Source organism: Undibacterium sp. Ji42W, assembly GCF_049340405.1.
In the GTDB taxonomy this organism is placed as follows: Bacteria; Pseudomonadota; Gammaproteobacteria; order Burkholderiales; family Burkholderiaceae_D; genus Undibacterium.
In genome coordinates, this window is the sequence record NZ_JBMPOV010000008.1 from 32,246 (window position 1) to 53,656 (window position 21,411).

Annotated in this window: 15 protein-coding genes; 5 read left to right on the forward strand and 10 right to left on the reverse strand. The window is 51.2% G+C overall.

The genetic code is table 11. The features are described 5' to 3' along the window. Positions 1 to 65 precede the first annotated feature (65 nt). A complete protein-coding gene (gene eda, locus ACO0LG_RS17955) occupies positions 66 to 719 on the reverse strand; it encodes a bifunctional 4-hydroxy-2-oxoglutarate aldolase/2-dehydro-3-deoxy-phosphogluconate aldolase (RefSeq protein ID WP_423028807.1) in 654 nt (217 codons plus the stop codon). 22 nt (positions 720 to 741) lie between these two features. Continuing rightward, positions 742 to 2,583, reverse strand: coding sequence for a phosphogluconate dehydratase (gene edd, locus ACO0LG_RS17960; protein ID WP_423028809.1), 1,842 nt, complete (start codon positions 2,581 to 2,583; stop codon positions 742 to 744). Between the two features lie 404 nt (positions 2,584 to 2,987). Between edd and zwf the strand changes: the two genes are divergently transcribed. Genes zwf through ACO0LG_RS17975 form a run of 3 tightly spaced genes read left to right on the forward strand, consistent with a single transcriptional unit; the run spans position 2,988 to position 6,039 of the window. Beyond that, positions 2,988 to 4,448, forward strand: coding sequence for a glucose-6-phosphate dehydrogenase (gene zwf / locus ACO0LG_RS17965; protein WP_423028811.1), 1,461 nt, complete (start codon positions 2,988 to 2,990; stop codon positions 4,446 to 4,448). A gap of 14 nt (positions 4,449 to 4,462) precedes the next feature. Next, the gene (locus ACO0LG_RS17970) at positions 4,463 to 5,131 is read left to right on the forward strand and encodes a 6-phosphogluconolactonase (RefSeq protein WP_423028813.1); all 669 of its coding nucleotides are present in this window, start codon (positions 4,463 to 4,465) and stop codon (positions 5,129 to 5,131) included. Further along, positions 5,122 to 6,039, forward strand: coding sequence for a MurR/RpiR family transcriptional regulator (locus tag ACO0LG_RS17975; RefSeq protein ID WP_423028815.1), 918 nt, complete (start codon positions 5,122 to 5,124; stop codon positions 6,037 to 6,039). The genes ACO0LG_RS17970 and ACO0LG_RS17975 overlap by 10 nt, the downstream gene beginning before the upstream one ends. A gap of 17 nt (positions 6,040 to 6,056) precedes the next feature. Here ACO0LG_RS17975 and ACO0LG_RS17980 read toward each other — a convergent pair whose 3' ends face one another. Both ACO0LG_RS17980 and ACO0LG_RS17985 read right to left on the reverse strand, forming a co-directional pair. Then, positions 6,057 to 7,277, reverse strand: coding sequence for a PepSY-associated TM helix domain-containing protein (locus ACO0LG_RS17980; RefSeq protein ID WP_423029204.1), 1,221 nt, complete (start codon positions 7,275 to 7,277; stop codon positions 6,057 to 6,059). A 15-nt stretch (positions 7,278 to 7,292) separates the two neighbouring features. After that, on the reverse strand, positions 7,293 to 9,476 hold the full coding sequence (locus ACO0LG_RS17985; RefSeq protein WP_423028817.1) for a TonB-dependent siderophore receptor: 2,184 nt from the start codon (positions 9,474 to 9,476) through the stop codon (positions 7,293 to 7,295). Positions 9,477 to 9,827: 351 nt separating this feature from the next. Between ACO0LG_RS17985 and ACO0LG_RS17990 the strand changes: the two genes are divergently transcribed. Continuing rightward, positions 9,828 to 10,670, forward strand: a complete 843-nt coding sequence (locus ACO0LG_RS17990; RefSeq protein WP_423028819.1) for an HDOD domain-containing protein — start codon at positions 9,828 to 9,830, stop codon at positions 10,668 to 10,670. A 40-nt stretch (positions 10,671 to 10,710) separates the two neighbouring features. Here ACO0LG_RS17990 and ribA read toward each other — a convergent pair whose 3' ends face one another. The 5 genes from ribA to pepN all read right to left on the reverse strand — a co-directional run bounded on the left by ribA (position 10,711) and on the right by pepN (position 17,978). After that, complete coding sequence (ribA, locus tag ACO0LG_RS17995) at positions 10,711 to 11,343, reverse strand: GTP cyclohydrolase II (protein WP_423028821.1); 633 nt, start codon at positions 11,341 to 11,343, stop codon at positions 10,711 to 10,713. Positions 11,344 to 11,642: 299 nt separating this feature from the next. Continuing rightward, on the reverse strand, positions 11,643 to 13,520 hold the full coding sequence (gene ilvD / locus ACO0LG_RS18000; protein WP_423028823.1) for a dihydroxy-acid dehydratase: 1,878 nt from the start codon (positions 13,518 to 13,520) through the stop codon (positions 11,643 to 11,645). A gap of 404 nt (positions 13,521 to 13,924) precedes the next feature. Further along, positions 13,925 to 14,236 (reverse strand): hypothetical protein, encoded by a 312-nt coding sequence (locus tag ACO0LG_RS18005; RefSeq protein WP_423028825.1) that lies wholly within the window; start codon positions 14,234 to 14,236, stop codon positions 13,925 to 13,927. Positions 14,237 to 14,254: 18 nt separating this feature from the next. Next, positions 14,255 to 15,256, reverse strand: a complete 1,002-nt coding sequence (locus ACO0LG_RS18010; RefSeq protein WP_423028827.1) for a class 1 fructose-bisphosphatase — start codon at positions 15,254 to 15,256, stop codon at positions 14,255 to 14,257. Positions 15,257 to 15,299: 43 nt separating this feature from the next. Continuing rightward, complete coding sequence (pepN, locus tag ACO0LG_RS18015; protein ID WP_423028830.1) at positions 15,300 to 17,978, reverse strand: aminopeptidase N; 2,679 nt, start codon at positions 17,976 to 17,978, stop codon at positions 15,300 to 15,302. A 359-nt stretch (positions 17,979 to 18,337) separates the two neighbouring features. Between pepN and ACO0LG_RS18020 the strand changes: the two genes are divergently transcribed. After that, a complete protein-coding gene (locus ACO0LG_RS18020; protein ID WP_423028832.1) occupies positions 18,338 to 18,973 on the forward strand; it encodes a DUF4136 domain-containing protein in 636 nt (211 codons plus the stop codon). Positions 18,974 to 19,150: 177 nt separating this feature from the next. On the opposite strand, the gene ACO0LG_RS18025 is transcribed toward ACO0LG_RS18020, so the two are convergent. Next, a complete protein-coding gene (locus ACO0LG_RS18025; protein WP_423028834.1) occupies positions 19,151 to 21,394 on the reverse strand; it encodes a DUF1631 family protein in 2,244 nt (747 codons plus the stop codon). Positions 21,395 to 21,411 lie beyond the last annotated feature (17 nt).

A 21,411-nucleotide genomic window follows, 5' to 3' on the forward strand; every position in this document is an offset into this window, starting at 1 on the left:
TTTGCGAAAAGTGATTGGTGAAAGTGCTTAACAAAAACTGCTAAAATTTTTATTCAAATCTGCGTTTACCTCTTGCCTGCCGCTGCAGCAGCGGCAGCAAGTACACCAATTGCTGCCCAATCACCTGCATTGATGAGCGAGGCCGGACACATCCACGAACCACCGACGCACAAGATATTTGATTGCTGCAACAAGGCCGGTGTCGCTTCCACCGTAACGCCACCCGTCAGGCAAAATTTCACATCAGGGAAAGGGCCACCAAGCGCCTTGGCCATCTTGGTGCTGCCGACGATATCGGAAGGGAAAAGTTTGACGACATTGAAACCATGCTCCAGCGCCAACATCAAATCACTGGCACCACCAACACCAGGGAAATATGGCAGGCCAGAATCAGCTGCAGCTTTTGCCAGCACAGGTGTAATACCGGGGCTGATCCCAAAGGCTGCACCGGTCTCCCTGACCGCGTCCAGTTGCGCTTGCGTCAAAATCGTACCTGCGCCTACTGTCACGGTCGGGCAAGCCTTGACGACTTCACGCAAGACTGTCATGGCATTTGGGGTGCGCAAAGTGATTTCTACAGCTGGCAAGCCATTTTCTGCCAGCGTCGTCACGCAGCGTATCGCCTGATCGACGTCATCCGTAACCAGGATAGGCAGTACACGGATTTGTTCCAGTTGGGCGATGATGTTTCGTTTGCTCATGCTGATATTCAGGCTCATGATGGGTTTCGCTTTTAGAAAATTAATCGATGAAAAGAGTTGACGCGCCATGTTCCGGCGCAGTCACGACACGACGCTGGGCAGCAAACAGGTCACGGCCATAGCCAAAGGTAGGTTCCTTGCTAAGTTCACGCACGGCGCGTTGTGCCCAGACATCTGCATCAACCCAGGCGCGCAATTCGCCGGTATGCACGTTCAACTCGACCACATCACCGTCACGCACTTTGCCGAGTGGGCCGCCTTGTGCCACTTCCGGGCTGACATGCAGAGCCGCTGGCACTTTGCCGGATGCACCTGACATGCGGCCATCCGTTACAAGTGCAACCTTATAACCAGCCGACATCAGGCTGCCTAGCACTGGCGTGAACTGATGCAACTCAGGCATGCCATTCGCCTGTGGGCCCTGGAAGATGACGACAGCGACGAAGTCCATATTCAATTCGCCCGCTTTATACGCCTTGACCAGCGCATCCTGTGATTCAAATACTTTTGCTGGTGCCTTGATGATCCAGGCATCCTCAGGTACGGCAGAAGCCTTGACGATGGCACGGCCCAGATTGCCGTTCAATAAACGCAGGCCGCCGGTAGGTGCAAATGGATCAGTCACATTACGAACGACCGTGGTGTCAGTCGATTCTGCTGGCAAAGCTTCCCATCTGACCTTGCCCTCTTCAGTCAATACCGGGCGAGTGGTGTGTGAGTTCAAACCATCATTACCATACACTGTCATGACATCTGCATGCATGAGGCCAGCAGACAGCAATTCGCGTATCACGAAGACCGGGCCACCCGCATCTTCAAAGGCATTTACGTCTGCCGTGCCATTTGGATAGACGCGTGTCAGCAAAGGAACGACAGATGACAATTCATCAAAGTCTTGCCAGTCGATGATGATGCCGGCCGCGCGGGCCACGGCAATCCAGTGGATAGTGTGGTTAGTGGAGCCACCCGTCGCCAACAAGGCGATGACGGCATTAACGATGGTTTTTTCATTGACCAGTTGGCCTATAGGTTTGTAGTTACCGCTTTGCTCAGTCAATTGCAGGACACGCTCTACTGCTGCATCGGTCAGCACGCTGCGTAATGGATCTGTCGGATGGACAAAGGCTGCGCCTGGCAGATGCAGGCCCATGGCTTCCAGCAACATCTGGTTGCTGTTGGCTGTGCCATAGAAAGTACAGGTGCCAGCGCTATGGTAAGCGGCGCTTTCTGCGGCGAGTAATTCTTCTTTGGTTGCCTTGCCCTGCGCATAGCGCTCACGCACTGCAGCTTTTTCTTTGTTCGACAAGCCAGAACCCATAGGGCCTGCTGGTATAAAGATAGTAGGCAGATGACCAAAGGCCAGTGCACCTATCAACAGACCAGGCACAATCTTGTCGCAGATACCCAGGCACAACGTCGCATCAAAAGCGTCATGAGTCAGAGCCACTGCAGTCGCCTGGGCAATCACATCGCGTGAAAACAGAGAGAGCTCCATGCCAGGGCGCCCCTGCGTCACACCATCGCACATGGCGGGCACAGCGCCTGCGACTTGCGCAGTACCGCCAAAGCGAAGGGCTGCCTGGCGTATCTGAGCTGGATAGTGTTCATAAGGCTGATGTGCCGATAACATATCGTTATAGGCAGTGACGATACCAATATTCGGTTTTTGTGCCTGGTTGAGCCAGATCTTGGTACTGCTATCCATGGCCGCATTGGCATGCGCCTGATTGGCACAAGACAGACTAGCGCGACGTGGGCCACGGCCACGCATGTGCTCCAACTGCGAAAGATAAGTACTGCGTAAGGTTTTGCTGCGCTCGGTAATACGCTGTGTCACCTTGGCGATAACAGGATGCAGCGCAATAGAGGGGGATGTCGTCATATAACACCTGTGGCCCGTTTGGGCGAAAGATAAGAAAGCTGTGGCAATACTGAATCAATGCAGCAAAGATAGCATAAATCCCTACATTTCTGTAACAAACTTTCAGTATTTTGATATTTAGCTGTTTTATTTGGCAAAAACTTCAAATTTATCGTAATGAAACTACATTTTTGAATATTTTCTGGCATAATCAGGATAAATCACTATCATCAATGTAGTACATATTTCGCAATCCTTGGCAAGATGGAAAACCCGCGATGTCCGGCAACAAATGACTGGCAGCGGGCCGTTGCAAGATATCGCAAGATACGACATACATTGCAGCATGTCTGCGCACTATCGAACATAGCCCGTACAGATTTGAAAATAAGTGAACACCATAACCAACACAACACGGAGTCAGCATGACCACATTTGTCTTATTTGGCGGCACCGGCGATCTTGCAAAGCGCAAGATCATCCCTGCTTTGTATAGCGCATTTGTGAATGGCAGGCTGGACCAGAACTTCAAGTTCATCGGCGCGGCCCGTGAAAAACTGACGGATGAAGAATTCCGTGTGCGTGTCGCTACCGCCATAGAATCCTATGCGTCTGATGTAGATGGTGCGACTGAAGAAAAGCGTGCAGCTTTTTTGGCGACCACGCATTATTCAAAAATCGATGCACGTATCCCTGAAGATTTTGCTGCCCTCAAAGGCAGCCTGCAAACCAGCGAAAGCAACGCCACCTTGTTTTACCTGGCCACTGGCCCGGATATATTTATCCCAGTGGTCGAGCAATTGTCCAAGCATGGTCTGGTCGAAGGCAATGCCCGTGTAGTGGTAGAAAAGCCGTTGGGTCGTGATGCCCAGTCTGCCAAAGAGATCAATCAATCCCTGCGCTCTTACCTGAACGAAAACCAGATTTACCGTATTGACCACTATCTTGGTAAAGAGATGGTGCAAAATCTGCTGGCGCTGCGCTTTGCCAATTCCTTCCTCGAACCTTTGTGGAACCGCAAATGGATACAGGATGTGCAAATCTCTATCTCCGAACAAGTGGGTGTGGAATCGCGTGGTGATTTCTATGACCATACTGGTGCTCTGCGTGACATGGTGCAAAACCATTTGCTACAACTAGTCTCTATCGTCGCCATGGAACCACCGGTGAATGCCAACCCGGATGCCATCCGTGATGAAAAAGTAAAAGTCTTGCGCGCCCTGCACAAGTTCACGCCAGATGAAGTCAGCAAAAAAACTGTACGCGGCCAATACCGTGCCGGTGCTGTCGATGGCAAACCGGTTATCGCCTACCAGAACGAGCCTGGAGTGCCGCCTTCTTCACGTACGGAAACCTTTGTCGCCATCCGCGCAGAGATCGATAATTGGCGCTGGGCTGGCGTGCCTTTCTACCTGCGCACTGGCAAGCGCATGGCCAGCCGCAGTGCAGAGATCACGATCAATTTCAAACCTATTCCGTATTCGATTTTTGGCAAATCGCAAGGTCCTTTGCGCTCTAACCGCCTGGTGATTTCTCTGCAGCCAGAAGAAAGCGTGCAACTGTATATGAAGGCCAAGGAGCCGGGCGAAGGCATACGTCTGTCTGACGTTGCACTGAACCTGGACTTTGCCGAAGTATCGAATTCACGCCGCGTTGAATCCTATGAGCGCCTCTTGCTCGATGCCATGCATGGCGACCTGACCCTGTTCGTGCGTGATGATGAACTGAGTGCAGCATGGGCCTGGATAGACCCTATCATGAGCGCCTGGCAAAACGATAGCGAAGGACTCAAATCATACATATCCGGCAGTTGGGGCCCGTCTGCCGCCAGTTATTTACTGGCACAGCATGGGGCAGCCTGGGGTGAAGAATTCGTTGAAAGCTAAGCGATAAAATGAGCATGAAATACCATACCTTTGACAACTTCACGGCACTGACCGAAGCCCTGAGCCAGCAATGGCTGGATGTGATCCAGACCACGCCAGATGGCAGCAGCTTTGCCCTGGCGGGCGGCTCCACGCCTGCGCCTGTGTATCAACGCCTGGATCAGTTGCTGTCGAATATCGATGCACATAACCCCATCAAGCTGGTGGCCACTGATGAACGCTGGGTTCCTGACCAGGACATACAGAGCAATGAGGGTCTGTTCCGCCGTTGCCTGTCCGGTTCTGCCGCAGACAAGCGCTGGCAGTTGATATCACTGAAGAATGCCTCCAGCACACCGGAAGTGGCGACAGAAGCCATCAACCTGCGCTTGAATGAGCAATTGCCGCAAGCCTTCAGTGCTGTCTTGCTGGGCATGGGTGCGGATGGGCATATCGCTTCCCTATTCCCTGGTGCACCTACCCAGCATGATGACCTGGCCTGCCTGGCGGCCGTGCACCCGCAAACCCGCCAGAGCCGCATGTCACTGTCCTTGCCGCGACTGCTCAATACCAAACGCATCTGGCTGGTCATCACTGGTGCAGAAAAACGTCAGGTGCTGGAACATGCAATAGAAAATAATCTGCCTGTTGCGTCCTTGTTGCGCGAAGCAGGCTGTACCATAGATGTTTTCTGGTGTCCGTAAAACTCATGTATATGGCCAATCCGTTCTCTGACAACAAACCCAACATCCCTCCTGAAAAAGGTTTGCTGGCACGTATACGCACCGCCAGCACAGCCTTGAGCCGCGCTGAGCGCCAGGTGGCAGATTTCCTGCTGCAAAAGCCGCATGATGCACTGGAGATGTCGATACGGGTTTTGGCCCAGGCTTGTGATGTCAGTGAACCCACGGTTGCCCGCTTTGCCCAGAGTCTGGGCTTTGACGGCTTCAAGACTTTCAAGCTGGCATTTGCCAAAAGCCTGGCCACCGGCATCCCGTTTTTGCATCTGGATGTGAACCAGGCTGACCATGTACGCGATGTCTTGCCCAAAGTATTTGACCGCACCATCGCTGCATTGATGGAAGCACGCAATAATGCCAATACCGCCACCTTTGAAGCAGCAGTCAACCTGCTGGCACGCGCCCGCCGCATAGAATGTTATGGCCTGGGTTATTCCGGTGCGCTGGCTATTGATGCACAATTGAAATTCTTCCGCTTTGGCATACCGACTACGGTATTTTGTGATGCGCACCTGCAGGCACAGTCTGCCACTTTATTGAACAGTGATTGCGTTGTCGTGGCATTTTCACGCACAGGTCGCACGCGTGACCTGATCGACAGCGTGCAACTGGCGAAACAGGCTGGTGCCAAGATACTGGTATTGTGCGCCAGTGGCGGCCCGCTGGCAGAATTGGCCGACGTGCATATCGGCGTAGATGTGGAAGAAGATCCGGACATCTACACACCGATGACTTCACGCCTCGCGCATCTGACTTATATTGATGCACTGGCAGTGGCTGTCACGCTATTGCGTGGACCTGCCGCCATCGATATGCTGGAAAGAGCCAAGGCCAGTATCAGTGAAAAACGACTTGTACCCAAGATAGGTTAAGGTCAATTAGGCCAATGTCAAACAGTTTGCCTAGTGGCGTTGGCTACTACCCTGGCACGCCGCTTTCTCATCCAGATAATCACACCGGTGATGCTCAGCATCGAGACCACCAGACCCAGCAATGAAATCAGGATGCGCCCGGTCAGGCCCAGGATGCGGCCTGAATGCAAGGGAAATTGCGCCTGCAGGAAAATATCTCCAGCAGAGCCGGCACCTGGTATTTTCCCTCCCAGCGCACTGCCATCCTTGCCATCAAAATACAGCCAGGCATTGCCCAGGCCAACATCACCATGGTCATTGCCGGTCTCAAAAAATCCCACACCATACACACCAAAAGCTGGCGAATAAAATATACCACCTGCGGGTAAAATCCAGCCGCGTTTTTGCGCTTCCTGTTTCGCCAACTCAATGACGTGCTCACGACTGATGGCGGGTATGAGAGGCTTGTCGGGTGTTTGCGGTACACGGCTGGCAAATACGTCAGCGCTCAAGGGTGAAAACAAGGAAACAACTGGGCGTACCACTTGCGCATTCAGGTTCATTGATACCGAAGTAACCGCCAGCAACAACATGAACAACCACAGCCAGACACCGCTGGAACGGTGCAAGTCAAAATTGAGTTTATGCCCGCCCTGACGCCAGCGAAAAGCAAATGACTTGCGCCAGCTGCGCCAGTTGGGGAAAGACAGCCATAGTGCGATAAAACAATCCAGCACCCACACTATCCCTATGATGCCCATGAACAGAATACCCAACTCTATACCCGACGCCTCGGGTATATGCATGGTGTAATGCAGCTTGTATAAAAACGGCAGCAGGTTTTCACGGCTCAGGGATATCTCACCCCATTGCCGCTTGCCTTGTACATCGCCAGTGACAGGATCGACTGCAATCTGATTAAAACCCAGCAGATAAGCCTTGCCAGTAGCGGGGTCGATTCTGCCCTCTACCGACATCTGGCTGGTATGTCCTGGCTCTGCCTCGTTCAGTACATAGGTCACCCAGATGCGTGGATCACGCGCCTCTACCTTGTTGGCCAGCTCCAGCCCGGACATGGGTTTATCGAGTTTGCCAGACTTGCCTTGCGACTGGCTGTGCGCCTCGAACAAATGCGGATTGAGCAAGGCATCCAGCTCATGATCCCAGGAGATGAACGCCCCAGTCAAGCCGGAGATGAACAAAAACACAGCCACTGCCAGCCCAAACCAGCGGTGCAGCAAAACAAAGGCAGGACGCATCAACATACTAGCCTGTCAATATTTCCAGTTGACCGTAACGCTGCCGTTTCTTGGCGCAGCATAATATCCCTGGCTCCAGTACAGACTGGTCAGGTATTTTTGATCGCTGACATTATTTAGGTTTGCCGATATGCTGAGGTTTTGGTTCACGTCATAACGCGCCATCAGGTTCAGGGTTGCATAACTACCCTGGCGTATGATGTTGCCTGAGCCTTCATCGCGGAAAGTATCGCTCTGCCAGTTCAGGCTGCCGCCAACTTTTGCCTGTGGCATGAAAGGCAATTGATAAGTAGTCGACAGGCGGAACAATTTTCGCGGCACATAGGTTTTGACATCCTGGTCATTGCTGCCCTTGAGGCTCAGTTGCGTATAGCCTGCGCTGAGGTTCCAGCCTTTTGCCAATTCTCCACTGGCATCCAGTTCAAAGCCTTGCGATTGCGCATCGATGCCACGGTAATAGCTCTTGGTGCCGATATAGCCAGCCTGCTCCGCCGCGTTATTTTGCTGTATTTTAAAAACAGCCGCAGACAAATTGAGTTTGCGGTCAAATAGCTCTACCTTGACACCCACTTCATCACCCTTGCCTTTGACCGGGTCCAGGGTATTGCCAGATACATCCACTTCGCTTTGTGGATTGAAGATTTCTGTGTGGCTGGCATACACAGAAGCATATGGTGTCAGATCATAGATCACACCAAGATACGGCGTGGTCTTGCTGGCATTCTTCTGGCTGCTGACACCATAGGCATAACCGCTGCTGTCTGCCTTGGTATGGTTGGCACCAAGGATCAGTTTGAATTGATCCGCCAGGTTGAAACGGGATGCAATAAATGCTGTCTTGCGTGTGTCTTCATATGCACTACCTTCGGTATAAGCATCAAATGCAGGTTGCGGATAATTGCCAGTCCAGTTGCTGATATCAGGCAACGCGGTGCCTATGCCCACGCCATAATGGGAAATATCATCCATCTTCGACTTCGACCAGTTGATACCAAAACTGAGGTCGTGCTTACGCCCTGCCAAAGTGAATTTACCTGTGGCAGACAAGTCAAACAAAGTCTGGGTATTAACATCGTTGTACAGCGAAGGATAGCTATACAAGCCCAGGCCGGTCTTGCTGTCTGGCGTGCCGTAGACATAAAACAGTTTGGAGTCGCCTGTTGATCTGTTGCGGCTCAGCGTCGTCTTGATTTGCCAGTCATTGTTGAGCTGATGGCTGAGCTCAACAAAGCTGCGGTCGTCTTGCGTGAGCCAGCGTGACCAGTCTGCGGCGGTGCTGGTAGAAGTTCTGTAATTGGTTGGGCTGCCATCGGTGTAATACAAGGGCAAGGCACCCCACATGCCGCCCTTGGCATCACTTTTCTGATGCGAATGACCCACGCTTAATACAGTGGCCTCTCCCAGATTGGCTTCAATCACACCATACACCACGGTTTTTTCAGGCGAATAACGGTCGAGATAAGAATCACCAGCCTGTTTCGCTACCACGATACGCCCAGCAACGGTGCCAGCTGCATTCAGGGCACCAGACACATCAGCATCCAGCCTGCGCGTGTTCCACGAACCCAGAGTCAGTCCGGCAAAAGCCTGCAACTGGTAGACCGGGCGCTTGCGTATAAAGTTGACCGTCGCAGACGGGTTACCAGTTGCCGACATCAGGCCATTCGCGCCGCGCACGATATCTACCCTGTCGTAGATCGCTGTGTCAATATCCCCGGCCACATTGCCGGAGGTGAATGGCAAGCCTACGCTGTCGTACTGGAAATTGGTAATATCAAAACCGCGCGCCATGTAATAAGTACGGTCGGTTTCTACTTTTTCTACCGATACACCCGTGGTATTAGCCAGCACATCATTCACATTGACTTGCTTAAAATCGTCCATCTTGGCGCGGGTCACAACTGACACTGATTGCGGTGTTTGACGTAAGGATAAATCAAGCTTGGTAGCAGAATTACTTTTTCTCGCTGTATATGCACCTGTCTTTTCAGTGCTAGGCTCATTACCAGAAACACCGGTCACCACCACTTCAGGGAGTTCGCCCTTGTTTGCTGTGGCTTGAGTTAATTCGTCCGCAAAAGCCATGAGTGGTGCGCTCAATGCAAGCGACAAGGCCAATACCATGCGACTTAAGCGAGGCTGATTTTCTTGACAGAATTGAGGAGTGGGTGGAAGAAAAGCAGAAGTGCGCTGAATCATGAAGTGCCCTTGAATATGACTGCGTATACAGAAATTGGTCTCTGATGGCAGGCCGTAATTGAAAAAATCTTGGGCTTATTGTACTGAAGTAACATATTTATTGCAAATCATTCTCATTATCATTTACAATATTTCGCATTACTATACCTAGAGAAATGTTTCCTTTTTGCCGTTGACTTTAATACACCTGAAGCAAAGGCGCCCTCATTGTTGGTTCGCCCGCCACATCACCCTATTCCTGAAGACCGCTCCTGCAGGCATGTGGCAAATTGACACACATAAGAAAAATACAAGTTCATTCTCCGGTTTTCTGGCAAGCTACAAGAAATATTCCTCATAGGAGCCAGACTTATGAATCCCATCTCTCTTGCCCAGATTATAGACAGCGTCAAGGACTTACCGACCTTGCCTGCCATCGTGATGGAATTGCTGAATAACATTGATGATGAAGAGTTGAATATGCACGAGCTGGCACAAAAGGTCAGCCATGACATGGCCCTGACGGCCAAGACCTTGCGTTATGCAAATTCGCCCTATTACTCCACCATGGTCAAGGTGACGACAGTACAACAGGCGATTTCGTTGCTGGGTTTGAGTACCGTGCGGCAGATCGTGATCACCGCAGCACTGACAGGCTGTTTTCCTGACAATAATTGCCGTGGATTCAGTCATAAGGATTTCTGGCGGCATTCAAATGCGGTAGCAATTGCTGCCCGCATACTAGCCCGCAGGCTCAAGCTTAACGCAGATGTCGCTTTCACTGCTGGTTTATTGCATGATATAGGCGCGCTGGTATTAGCGACCTGTTACACCGGGGCTTACGAGAATGTGCTGGCACAGCGCCAGGAATTGCAGACTACACAATATGACACTGAAAAACAGTTATTGGGCATTGATCACACTCTGGTCGGTGAAACCCTGGCCGTACAGTGGAATTTTTCAGAGGTGATGATCAAGGCTATCTCTGGCCATCATCATCCGGAAAAGCCTGGCCTGGGTTTCCTGGCAACCATCGTCCATGTCGCAGATGGCATAGCCCACGCGCTGGGCGTGACCACCACCCCCGACCTGGCACCACCAGAAATCACCGGGCAATCATGGGAAAGCCTGGGCTTGGACCAGGCCTTGCTCGATGAAGTTCTGGCCGAAGCCGCGGTAGAATTTGAGAAGTTGCAGGAAGAAGTCGAAGTGTAAGACTGTAAGACCATAGGCCCATCCTGCCGCTTGCAAATTTCTACAAATCAGGCTGTATCAAATGCCCGAGTTTGGTAGCCTTGGTACTGAGGTAGCGCTCATTGTAAGGATTGCGCTTGACGATCAGGGGGACATGCTCCTGCACCCTGATATTCATGCCTTCCATCGCAGAAATCTTGCGCGGGTTATTGGTCATCAGACGGACAGACTCTATGCCCAGATGTTTGAGCATAGGGTCGCACAAGCTATAGTCGCGCAGGTCGGCAGCAAAACCCAATTTCTGATTGGCTTCTACCGTGTCAGCTCCGAGGTCTTGCAGATGGTAGGCGCGTACTTTGTTAAGCAAACCTATGCCACGTCCTTCCTGACGCAAATAGAGTAAAGCTCCACGTCCTTCCTGGGCAATTTTTTGCAGTGCCAGTTCCAGTTGCGGACCACAATCACAACGCTTGCTGAACAAGGCATCACCTGTCAGGCATTCTGAATGTATGCGCGCAAGCACGGGCTGGCCATCAGCCACATCGCCAAGAGTCAGGGCAATATGCTCTTTGCCCGTTGCCGTTTCGACAAAAGCATGCATGCGGAAAGTTGCCCAGGTCGTGGGCAGATTACAGGAATCAACATATTCCAAAGCCTGTTCACTTAATTTGACAGACTGGTCATTGCTTAACATACAATTCTCGCGGATTCTTTTTATGGATTATTGCCGGGCTTGATACCCTGGTTGGCATGTAAAACATGCCTAGCCCAGACTAGAGTATAAACGAGACGCGCATTTCGTACTTGCTGCGGTGAACGATCGTCATATTTTCCAGCACTAGTCAATATGTATGGTCTGCATGCCAGAAAGCAAGTAGCCAGGCAGGTAGAGGAGTTCCACAATGCAAGAAGGGTATCCATTGACAACAGGATACCCTTGCAATCAGACGAGCAGACCAGCAGATTTGCTGTTTAAATTATGCTCACCTATTCTTATCTACGCTGCAACTGCGTGATATCCCTGACAGCGCCACGATCAGCTGATGTTGCCAAAGCAGCATAGGCCTGCAAGGCTTGCGACACATAACGCTCACGGTCAACTGGTTGCCACGCTTGCGGGCCACGGGCTTCCATTGCCGCCCGTCGCTGTGCCAAATCGCTGTCGCTGACTTTCAAATTGATCCTGCGGGCTGGTATATCGATTTCTATGATGTCGCCCTCTTCCACCAAGCCAATATTTCCACCTTCAGCAGCCTCTGGCGAAGCATGACCTATCACCAGGCCAGAAGAGCCGCCAGAGAAACGACCATCAGTGAACAGCGCGCAGGCTTTGCCCAGGCCCTTGGATTTGATGTAAGAAGTAGGGTACAGCATTTCCTGCATGCCAGGGCCACCTTTAGGGCCTTCATAACGAATGATGACGACATCGCCTTCATGCACGGTATCGCCGAGGATGGCTTCGACAGCAGAATCCTGGCTTTCAAACACACGGGCTTTGCCAGTGAACTTCAAAATACTTTCATCAACACCTGCGGTTTTAACGATACAGCCTTTTTCTGCCAGGTTACCGTACAAGACCGCCAGGCCACCATCCTGCGAATAAGCATGCGCCCTGTCGCGTATACAGCCAGCTTGACGATCAATATCAAGGCTGTCAAAACGCTTGTCTTGTGAGAAGGCAGTCTGGGTAGGCACACCACCAGGGGCAGCACTGAATAACTTGTGTACCGCAGCATTGTCAGTCACGGCAATATCGTTTTGTGCAATCGCATCTGCCATGGACGGGCTATGTACGGTCGGGCGTGTAGTATCGAGCAGGCCAGCGCGTGCCAGTTCACCAAGGATGGAGATAATGCCGCCAGCACGATGCACATCTTCAATATGGTATTTATCGGTCATCGGTGCGACCTTGCACAGACAGGGTACCTTGCGCGAGATGCGGTCAATATCTGCCATCTTGAAATCAACACCAGCCTCATGTGCTGCCGCCAGCAGATGCAAAACTGTATTGGTAGAACCACCCATGGATACGTCCAGCGCCATGGCATTTTCAAAAGTCGCCTTGTTGGCGATAGAACGTGGCAGGACGGAATAATCATCCTGCTCATAATGTCGCTTGGCCAACTCAACAACCAGACGCCCTGCCCGCAGGAACAACTCCTTACGGTCGGCATGCGTTGCCAAAATTGTGCCATTGCCTGGCAAGGACAGGCCCAAAGCCTCAGTCAGACAATTCATCGAATTTGCGGTAAACATGCCGGAACAGGAGCCACAGGTAGGACAAGCGGAACGTTCTATACGGCCTATCTCTTCATCAGACACATTGCTGTCACCGGCCTTGATCATGGCATCGACCAGGTCGATCTTCATGATCCTTTGCTCGCCAGTCTGCTTAGGATGCAAAGTCTCCAGCACCTTACCTGCTTCCATCGGACCGCCGGACACAAATACCACAGGGATATTCAAACGCATGGCAGCCATCAGCATGCCGGGCGTGATCTTGTCGCAGTTGGAGATACAGACCATGGCATCAGCACAATGGGCATTGACCATGTACTCGACAGAATCAGCAATCAGTTCGCGTGAAGGCAGCGAATACAACATGCCGCCGTGGCCCATGGCAATGCCATCATCCACGGCTATCGTATTAAATTCTTTGGCCACGCCGCCAGCAGCTTCAATCTCACGCGCCACCATCTGGCCCAGGTCTTTCAAATGCACATGACCTGGCACGAACTGGGTAAAGGAATTGACAACGGCAACGATAGGCTTATCGAAATCACCATCTTTCATGCCAGTCGCACGCCACAGGGCGCGGGCACCGGCCATATTGCGGCCATGGGTGGTGGTACGGGAACGGTATACAGGCATGACTGACTCCAGGCTGGCGATAAATGAAAATGTTATGTCAGCATGCGCTTCGTAAAATCATATGTCAAATATGGAATTTATTGAGAATTAGGTCGAATTAAGTATTAAACCAAAAAACGCACCACAGAGGCACGGAGACACAGAGAAAAGCAGGAGAAAATCTAAATACTTTATAAAAAGGGGTTTGGTGTTCTCTGTGCCCCGCTGTGGTGTAGCAGGGAATTCGAGCGGGGCGCGCAGTCTGGCACGCCACTCACCTGCGTAACGAAGACTTCTTGGAAGAGCTCTTTCCTTACTCGGTGTCTCTATGTCGAGAGGTCTTTACTCAAATCACGAACAACCATCAAAAAACGCGAAGCTCACACTCCGCGTTTTTTACAATACCGTAAAACCGAATTCAAATATCAGGAGCTGTCGCTATCTGTGGTTTCCTGCAATTGCAACAATTCGATGGCAGCATTCAATTTTTTGTGAGCCATATAAAGCTCAAGGCATACCTCAACCACAACACTGACCAGACAAACCAACAAAATTACTAGCAAATCTGGAATAGGCAGCGGCTTCAGGAAAAAGTATGCAGCAACTGCCGCCAAGCCGCTGTAAATTGCATTTGGGCCTCGTCGATAATTTTCGGACAAAGTCGCCTTGGCATTCAGCCTGCGCTCTGCTTTGCGCAAGATGATTTCACCTTCCAGGTCACCTACTTGCCGCGACATATTTCACATCCATTCTTATCATTCCTGATGGTATTGCGTCACTCTTTCCACTTCGTTTTTCGAACCCAGGAAAACCGCCACACGCTGGTGCAGTTTTTCTGGCTGGATATCCAGCATGCGTTGCTTGCCGTCAGTCGATGCGCCGCCAGCCTGTTCTACGATGAAGGACATGGGGTTGGCTTCGTACATCAGGCGCAGCTTGCCTGCCTTGTCGGGTTCGCGCTTGTCGGCCGGGTACATGAAGATACCACCACGGTTAAGGATGCGGTGGACGTCGGCGACCATGGAGGCGATCCAGCGCATATTGAATTCCTTGCCACGCGGGCCAGTGCCGCCTGCCAGCATTTCATCCACATAACGCGTGACTGGCGGGTACCAGTGACGGGTGTTGGAAGCGTTGATGGCGAATTCTTTGGTGTCTTCCGGGATTTGCATATTGCGCTGTGTCAGTACCCAGGAACCCATTTCACGGTCAAGGGTGAAACAATTGACGCCATTGCCTGTTGTCAGCACCAATACTGTTTGCGGGCCATACACGGCATAGCCAGCGGCGACCTGTTTACTGCCGGGTTGCAGGAAGTCTTGCTCGGTTGGTTTGCCCATGCCATCTGGGGCTTTCAATACCGAGAAGATGGTACCGATGGAGACATTCACGTCGATATTGCTGGACCCATCAAGTGGATCAAACAAAAGCATGTATTCGCCCTGCGGGTAGCGGTTAGGTATCGGGTGGATGCTTTCCATTTCTTCCGATGCCATGGCTGCCAGATGCCCGCCCCATTCATTGGCTTCGAGCAGGATTTCATTTGACAGGATGTCGAGTTTCTTTTGCACTTCGCCCTGGATGTTTTCGCTACCGGCTGTACCCAGCACTTCACCTAATGCGCCCTTGCCTACTGCATGGCTGATGGTCTTACAGGCGCGTGCGACGACTTCGATCAGCAAGCGCAATTCTGCCGGTATCGAATTATTCAGGCGCTGCTCTTCGACCAGGTACTGGGTCAGGCTTACACGTTTCATGTTGATCTCTCGATTTTTTCAGTAATTCTTGTAAATTGTTTGCTTAAGACGCAAGTGCCTTGCTAACGACTTCCAGCACGTCTTTCGACAGCTTCTTGGTATCTGCTACTTTTTGCAGTGCTGCCTTCATATGCGCTTGCAGGCTTTCTGGATATTTTTTCCAGCGGTCCATGCTGCGTGCCAGACGTGCTGCAACTTGTGGATTGAGCTTGTTGAGTGCAATCACCAGTTCTGCCCACAAGGCATAACCACTGCCATCAGCGGCATGGAAGCGGGATGGGTTGGCATTGCAGAAAGCAAAGGTCAAACTGCGCGCACGATTAGGATTGTTCAGCGTGAAGGCTGGGTGCGTCATCAACTCACGTACCTTGGCAACATCAGTGGTGCGTGCAGTTGCCTGCAACATGAACCATTTGTCGATGACCAAGGCTTCTTTCTTGAAGTCTTTATAAAAGGCTTTCAAGGACTTGGCTGCCAATTTGGCTTGCTTGTCATTGCCACTGAAGTTAGTCAGGGCAGTCAAAGCTGCCAGACGGTCTGTCATGTTTTCTGCTTCATCAAACTGGGTTTTTGCCAGATCAAAAGTAGATTCATCCGACCATTCGAGCAGGTAAGACAGGGCCAGATTTTTCAAACCACGTTTAGCCATGGATTCTGCATCCGGGCTGTATTTGCCTGGGGTCAGATGGCCTTCATAGGCACTCAGCAAATCAGCGCGCAGATGTTCTGTGATGGTGGCGCGGGCAAACTGGCGTGCAGTGTGGATAGCTTGTGGATCAACGACCTTGAATTCTTCAGCAATCATGGCTTCGGATGGCAGTGTCAACACCAGTTCACGGAAAGCCGGGTCAAGGCTGGCATCATTCAGGGTAGCTCGCAGGGCTTCGATGAACATGCTGTCCAGGCTTAGCTCTTCGCCTTGCTGTACTGCAGTCGTCAGTTTGACGAGGCGACGTGTGGCCAGACGCTGGCCTGCTTCCCAGCGGTTGAACGGGTCGCTGTCGTTGGCCAGCAAGAGGCCAAGTTCTTCATCGCTGTAGTCGATTTCCAGCACGACTGGTGCAGAGAAATTGCGCAACAGGGATGGCACAGGTTTGCTGGCAACACCAGTAAATACAAAGGTCTGGCTGGCTTCTGTCAGTTCCAGCACCAGACTGGTCGCGCCAACCTGTGCTCCGTACGCTGCGCTATGCAAAGGAATATCTTTGCCATCAGCACCCAGCAAACCCATGGCAACCGGGATGTGGAAAGGCAGTTTTTCTGCCTGGCCAGGTGTAGCCGGGCAAGACTGGCTCAGGGTGATGGAATACGTCTGTGCATCTGCATCGTAAGTCGCCTCGACCTTCACGCGTGGCGTACCAGCCTGGCTATACCAGCGTTCAAACTGGGTCAGGTCACGGCCACTAGAATCTGCCATCGCAGCGCGGAAGTCATCACATTCAACAGCCTGGCCATCATGACGTTCGAAATACATATCCATGCCTTTGCGGAAGCCATCGTGGCCCAGCAAGGTGTAATACATGCGCACGACTTCTGAACCTTTTTCATAAATCGTGACGGTGTAGAAATTATTGATTTCCACAAAAGAATCAGGACGTACAGGATGGGCCATAGGGCCTGCATCTTCAGAAAACTGTACCTGGCGCAGCAGACGTACATCTTCTATACGCTTGACTGCACGGCCAGTGGCAGTGCCTACCAGGTCGGCAGAAAATTCCTGGTCACGGAAAACAGTCAGCCCCTCTTTCAAGGATAACTGGAACCAGTCGCGGCAAGTGACGCGGTTACCGGTCCAGTTATGGAAGTATTCATGACCAACCACAGATTCTATGCCTGCGTAATCGACGTCAGTGGCGATGCTTGGATTAGCCAGCACAAACTTGGTATTGAAAATATTCAAGCCCTTGTTTTCCATCGCACCCATATTGAAGTCGCCAGTGGCAACGATCATGAAGCGGTCAAGATCCAGCTCAAGGCCAAAGCGTTCTTCATCCCAGCGTATGCTGTTCTTGAGGGAGTCCATGGCGTGCTGGGTTTTATCCAGATTGCCGTCTTCTACCCAGACTTGTAGCAAGGCTTTTCGGCCAGATTTGAGCTTGTAGTCTTCTTCCTGGCAAACCAGCTTACCCGCCACCAGGGCGAACAGGTAAGAAGGCTTTTTGAACGGGTCTTCCCACTTGGCAAAATGGCGGCCATCGCCGAGATCACCTTCTTCGATCAGATTGCCATTGCTGAGTAATACAGGGAATTTTTTCTTGTCAGCACGCAGCATGACGGTGTATTTCGCCATGACATCAGGGCGGTCAGGGAACCAGGTGATCTTGCGAAAACCTTCTGCCTCGCACTGGGTAATGAAGTTACCGTTGGACGCATACAGACCGGACAAGGACGTGTTCTTGAGCGGATTGATCAGGGTTTCGATTTCCAGCGTAACTTCGTCCGGTGCATTGGCGATGCGCAGGGTCTCGCCTTCTATCTTGTAGGCAGACTTTTTCAAGTTCACGCCATTCATGCGCAGTTGCACCAATTTCAGGGACTCGCCAAACAAGACCAGGTCTTTCTCGCTGCTGTCATGATTACGGCGCATGGTCATGCGGGTGGCTACATGGGTGGCTTGCAGATCAAGGTCGAAACCCATCTCTACCGTATCTACCCAAAATCCTGGGGCTATATAGTCTTTACGGAAAATTGTCTCGGGCTTGCTGGCAGTATCGTTACGCATGGATGGAATATCTCGCGAAAATAAGTTGAATGACAAAGTCTTATGAACCCTGCAAAGACCACCATTTTACCAAGCTGTGTCAGTACGGGGATAAAAGTCGCTTGAATGGCGCTACATTAGAGTCAAATTAAGGCAGAAAGTTTGCTAAATCCTTCAATTTTTAACTGGCTCGTCCCTTGCAGGCAGAAAAATCAGCGCTTGCTGCAAGTGCGAACAATAGTCACGCTTTAATGTCACCCCCACCATTACCTATGGATATGGTAACAAAGTCGATACAACCCGTTACAGTAAGAGCAACAAGTTTTCTTAATCAGGCATATCATAGAACTATAGAGATAAATGTTGGAAGGAGCAGTAAAATGAAAAAGTTAAGTCTCTTATTTACCCTGGTCTGCAGCTTGTTTCTGGGGGGATGTGCGACGACATTCACAAGCCAGGTCAGCGTCTTCCATGAGTGGCCGGAGACAACGCAAGACAAATCTTATATCTTTGAACGTGCGCCGGGACAGGAAAACAATCCCGAACATAAGTTATATGAAGACTTGCTGAGAAGCCGCCTGCAAACCTTGGGCTTCAAGGAAATCAGCGCAGGGGCTACGCCTGCGTTGAAGGTGGAATTGCGTTATGCCACCACCATCAGGGAAGTCAAACCCAGCCTGTTCTGGCAACCGGCTATCTACGATCCATATTGGGGCCTGCATTTCAGCCGAGGCATTTATCGCCGTAATTATCTGTATTACCCAACTTTTTCGACCTGGCCGTACTATCCAAGAGGTGCTGTCGATATGTATATACGCAGCACCTATCTGCATCAGTTACAGATACGTATTTCTGAAATGGGGAAAAATAAGGTTCTTGCTGATATCAAAGCCAGTTCTGAGCAAGACAATGAAGAAATTTCGCTCTACATGCCTTATCTGATGGAGAGTGCGCTGAAGGACTTTCCTGGCAAAAACGGTAGCACCAGCAAGGTTCAGTTCAAAGTAGAAAATTAGTTGCCTGAAGTGCCCAACGGGCAGTTGGCCTTAAAAAGTGGCAGGAAAACTGCCTGCCGCTTTAGCATTCATATCATTTCATGAGGACTTACGCAAAATTGTCCCAGCAAGGAGTAGCGACGAAGTCAGTACGTTAAGCTACAACGCAGCTGGGGCGGTCTTGCGTAATCCTGTCATTTATGTTGCAGGAGGGTCGCGTAGCGCCTCAACCAGCGCCCGGTCCACCACAGATTCAGCAACAATCTGTATCGCCCTGCCCTCACGGAACTGGCTAATCAACTCCTCGCTCGACACAGAGAAGGCATCATGACCCTGACGATTGGTGAAAATATAGCGGGTACGTTTGGGGCTGACCCAGGCCAGTTTGAAGCGGGTAGTGACACCATTTGGCCTGGTGAAATCAACCCAGATACCGCGCTCCATGGTTTCGATGACGCGTGCCCATTCATCCACAGGCTGCTCTATCTGATCCTGCACATGGCGGTTCAAGCGTTTTTCGCTGGCGCGCTGGGCGATATTGACGGCAATTTCCAGCTGTCGTCGCGGTGAAAATTCCAGCGGTGCGCGGGCAATGCCGGCATGGCGTTCAGCCAGTTTGGAAAAGAAGATAACGCGTTCCGGCTCATCCCATTTGATGGCATTCAACCAAGCATTCAGCAAAGACAGCATGGCCGGCAGTTTGCTGACCAGCTCCTTGCGTTCTTCAGCACTGTTCTTGGGCTTGAGGCTCCAGATCAGGTCATCCATCGTCCGCAGGGCATTTTCCAGGGCATTGGGCTTCTCTTCCTTGACGTTATGGGAGATCGTCAAGATCCTGATCCATTGCTCCTTGAGGAAAGTTTCCAGGAAACCTGCAACTTCCCCCGTTTCTACCCGGATAGCGACATCGTTTTCGGCAAATTCGCGCGCCAGGCGCATTTTTTCTTGCTTCAGTGCGACGGCTACCGGCTCGCTGATAGCCACTTCGGTTTGTTGCTCTTCGTCCTTGAGGAAGGCTTCCAGGTCAGCAACAACGTCAGAGAACAGTTCTATCTGTTGGTCAAAATCCTGTTGGACCCGCTCGACTATACCTTCTATCATTTGATAGAGAGGGTCGTCTGCCGAGGTATCACTATTCAACAAGACACTGGATTTAGCCAGCGTGTCTATCAACACCCGCGCTGGATGGTTTTCCTTGAAAAAGAAATCCTTGTCGAGCAAAGCCACCTTCAAGGTAGGTATTTGAAGCTGGCTGATGAGATTTTTGATATCGGCAGGTATGCTATTGTCGTTAAAGACATAATCAAAGATACGTGCCAGCAACTCTATCGTGCTTTGATCTATATGCGTCAGGCCACCGGCATTGGGCTGTTGCGACAATTGCCGCAAATGAGCCGTATCTGTCGGCATGGGGTTGGCAGAGAAATCTCTCTGCACACTGGTCAGGTAATCAAAAAATTGCCTGTCTATGGTGACCATGTCTGGCGCGTTGCCATTACCGACGCCTCCACCATTACCTCCACCACCTGGGTGACCGCCAGCAAAGCCACCGCCACCTGCATCCTGTCCACCTGTGTAAGGCATGCCACCACCGTCCATGGTAGTGCCGCCTCCTCCACTGCCTCCGGTAACGGTATTGCCAAACGTGCCTGCTGGCGCATTACCAGAAAAAATATTACGCAGCTTATTTTCCAGATAAGGGTCGCGGTTATTGATATCGTCAGATCCAGACATCATGTTCTTTTTTTGTTTATTACGATAGCCATCGTTCAGGTCGGGCAAGATACCGCGTTCAACCAGTGCCAGATTCAGCTCGCGGTAAATCGTACCCAGTTGAAGAAACAATTCTGGCCGCAACAAGCGCAACATCAAGTGATGGGTATCCGGATTGGGTTCCAGCTCCATCCATGCCTGATGGACGGCTTTGACAAATAATTCAGGACGGAATGGATTTTGCGAAACGCTGATAGGGGTACGGCGCAATACATGGCCTATGCGCACATTCAACGAGACGAGTTGTTCTGCATTAGTGACTTCCAGCGACTGACTTAGATTACGGCTGAGCACCTTGCTTTCCATCTCTTCAAAACTGACGAGAGAAAAATCCTGCTTGCCTTCATCGGTCCTGGCGCGTTTGCGAGTGTTGACGACGCTGACTTCTTTGGCAAGCGCAGCATTGACCTGCCCTGCTACCAGGCGATAAAAGGTCGTGCCATTACGCTTCAATTGCTGGTAAGCAGCAAAACTGGTGGCAACCTCTTCCGGCCTGATGGTCTGGTCAGACAACTTGAACAAAGCTTCAGTCAGGCGTCCGGTAAATGCCTCAATTTGCGAAGAAACCAGATTGGTGGCGATAGGCACCAGACTTTGCAATATCAGCAAACGGCTAGAGCTGGAAAACTCGCTCGTCTTGGCAGCAGTATTTAGTGGAATGGTATCCATCGCTCTTTTTTATTATA

Coding starts and splice junctions, on each gene's coding strand:
- eda (WP_423028807.1), bottom strand. CDS start 719: ATGAGCCTGAATATCAGCATGAGCAAACGAAACATCATCGCCCAACTG.
- edd (WP_423028809.1), bottom strand. CDS start 2,583: ATGACGACATCCCCCTCTATTGCGCTGCATCCTGTTATCGCCAAGGTG.
- zwf (WP_423028811.1), top strand. CDS start 2,988: ATGACCACATTTGTCTTATTTGGCGGCACCGGCGATCTTGCAAAGCGC.
- ACO0LG_RS17970 (WP_423028813.1), top strand. CDS start 4,463: ATGAAATACCATACCTTTGACAACTTCACGGCACTGACCGAAGCCCTG.
- ACO0LG_RS17980 (WP_423029204.1), bottom strand. CDS start 7,277: ATGCGTCCTGCCTTTGTTTTGCTGCACCGCTGGTTTGGGCTGGCAGTG.
- ACO0LG_RS17985 (WP_423028817.1), bottom strand. CDS start 9,476: ATGATTCAGCGCACTTCTGCTTTTCTTCCACCCACTCCTCAATTCTGT.
- ACO0LG_RS17990 (WP_423028819.1), top strand. CDS start 9,828: ATGAATCCCATCTCTCTTGCCCAGATTATAGACAGCGTCAAGGACTTA.
- ribA (WP_423028821.1), bottom strand. CDS start 11,343: ATGTTAAGCAATGACCAGTCTGTCAAATTAAGTGAACAGGCTTTGGAA.
- ilvD (WP_423028823.1), bottom strand. CDS start 13,520: ATGCCTGTATACCGTTCCCGTACCACCACCCATGGCCGCAATATGGCC.
- ACO0LG_RS18005 (WP_423028825.1), bottom strand. CDS start 14,236: ATGTCGCGGCAAGTAGGTGACCTGGAAGGTGAAATCATCTTGCGCAAA.
- ACO0LG_RS18010 (WP_423028827.1), bottom strand. CDS start 15,256: ATGAAACGTGTAAGCCTGACCCAGTACCTGGTCGAAGAGCAGCGCCTG.
- pepN (WP_423028830.1), bottom strand. CDS start 17,978: ATGCGTAACGATACTGCCAGCAAGCCCGAGACAATTTTCCGTAAAGAC.
- ACO0LG_RS18020 (WP_423028832.1), top strand. CDS start 18,338: ATGAAAAAGTTAAGTCTCTTATTTACCCTGGTCTGCAGCTTGTTTCTG.
- ACO0LG_RS18025 (WP_423028834.1), bottom strand. CDS start 21,394: ATGGATACCATTCCACTAAATACTGCTGCCAAGACGAGCGAGTTTTCC.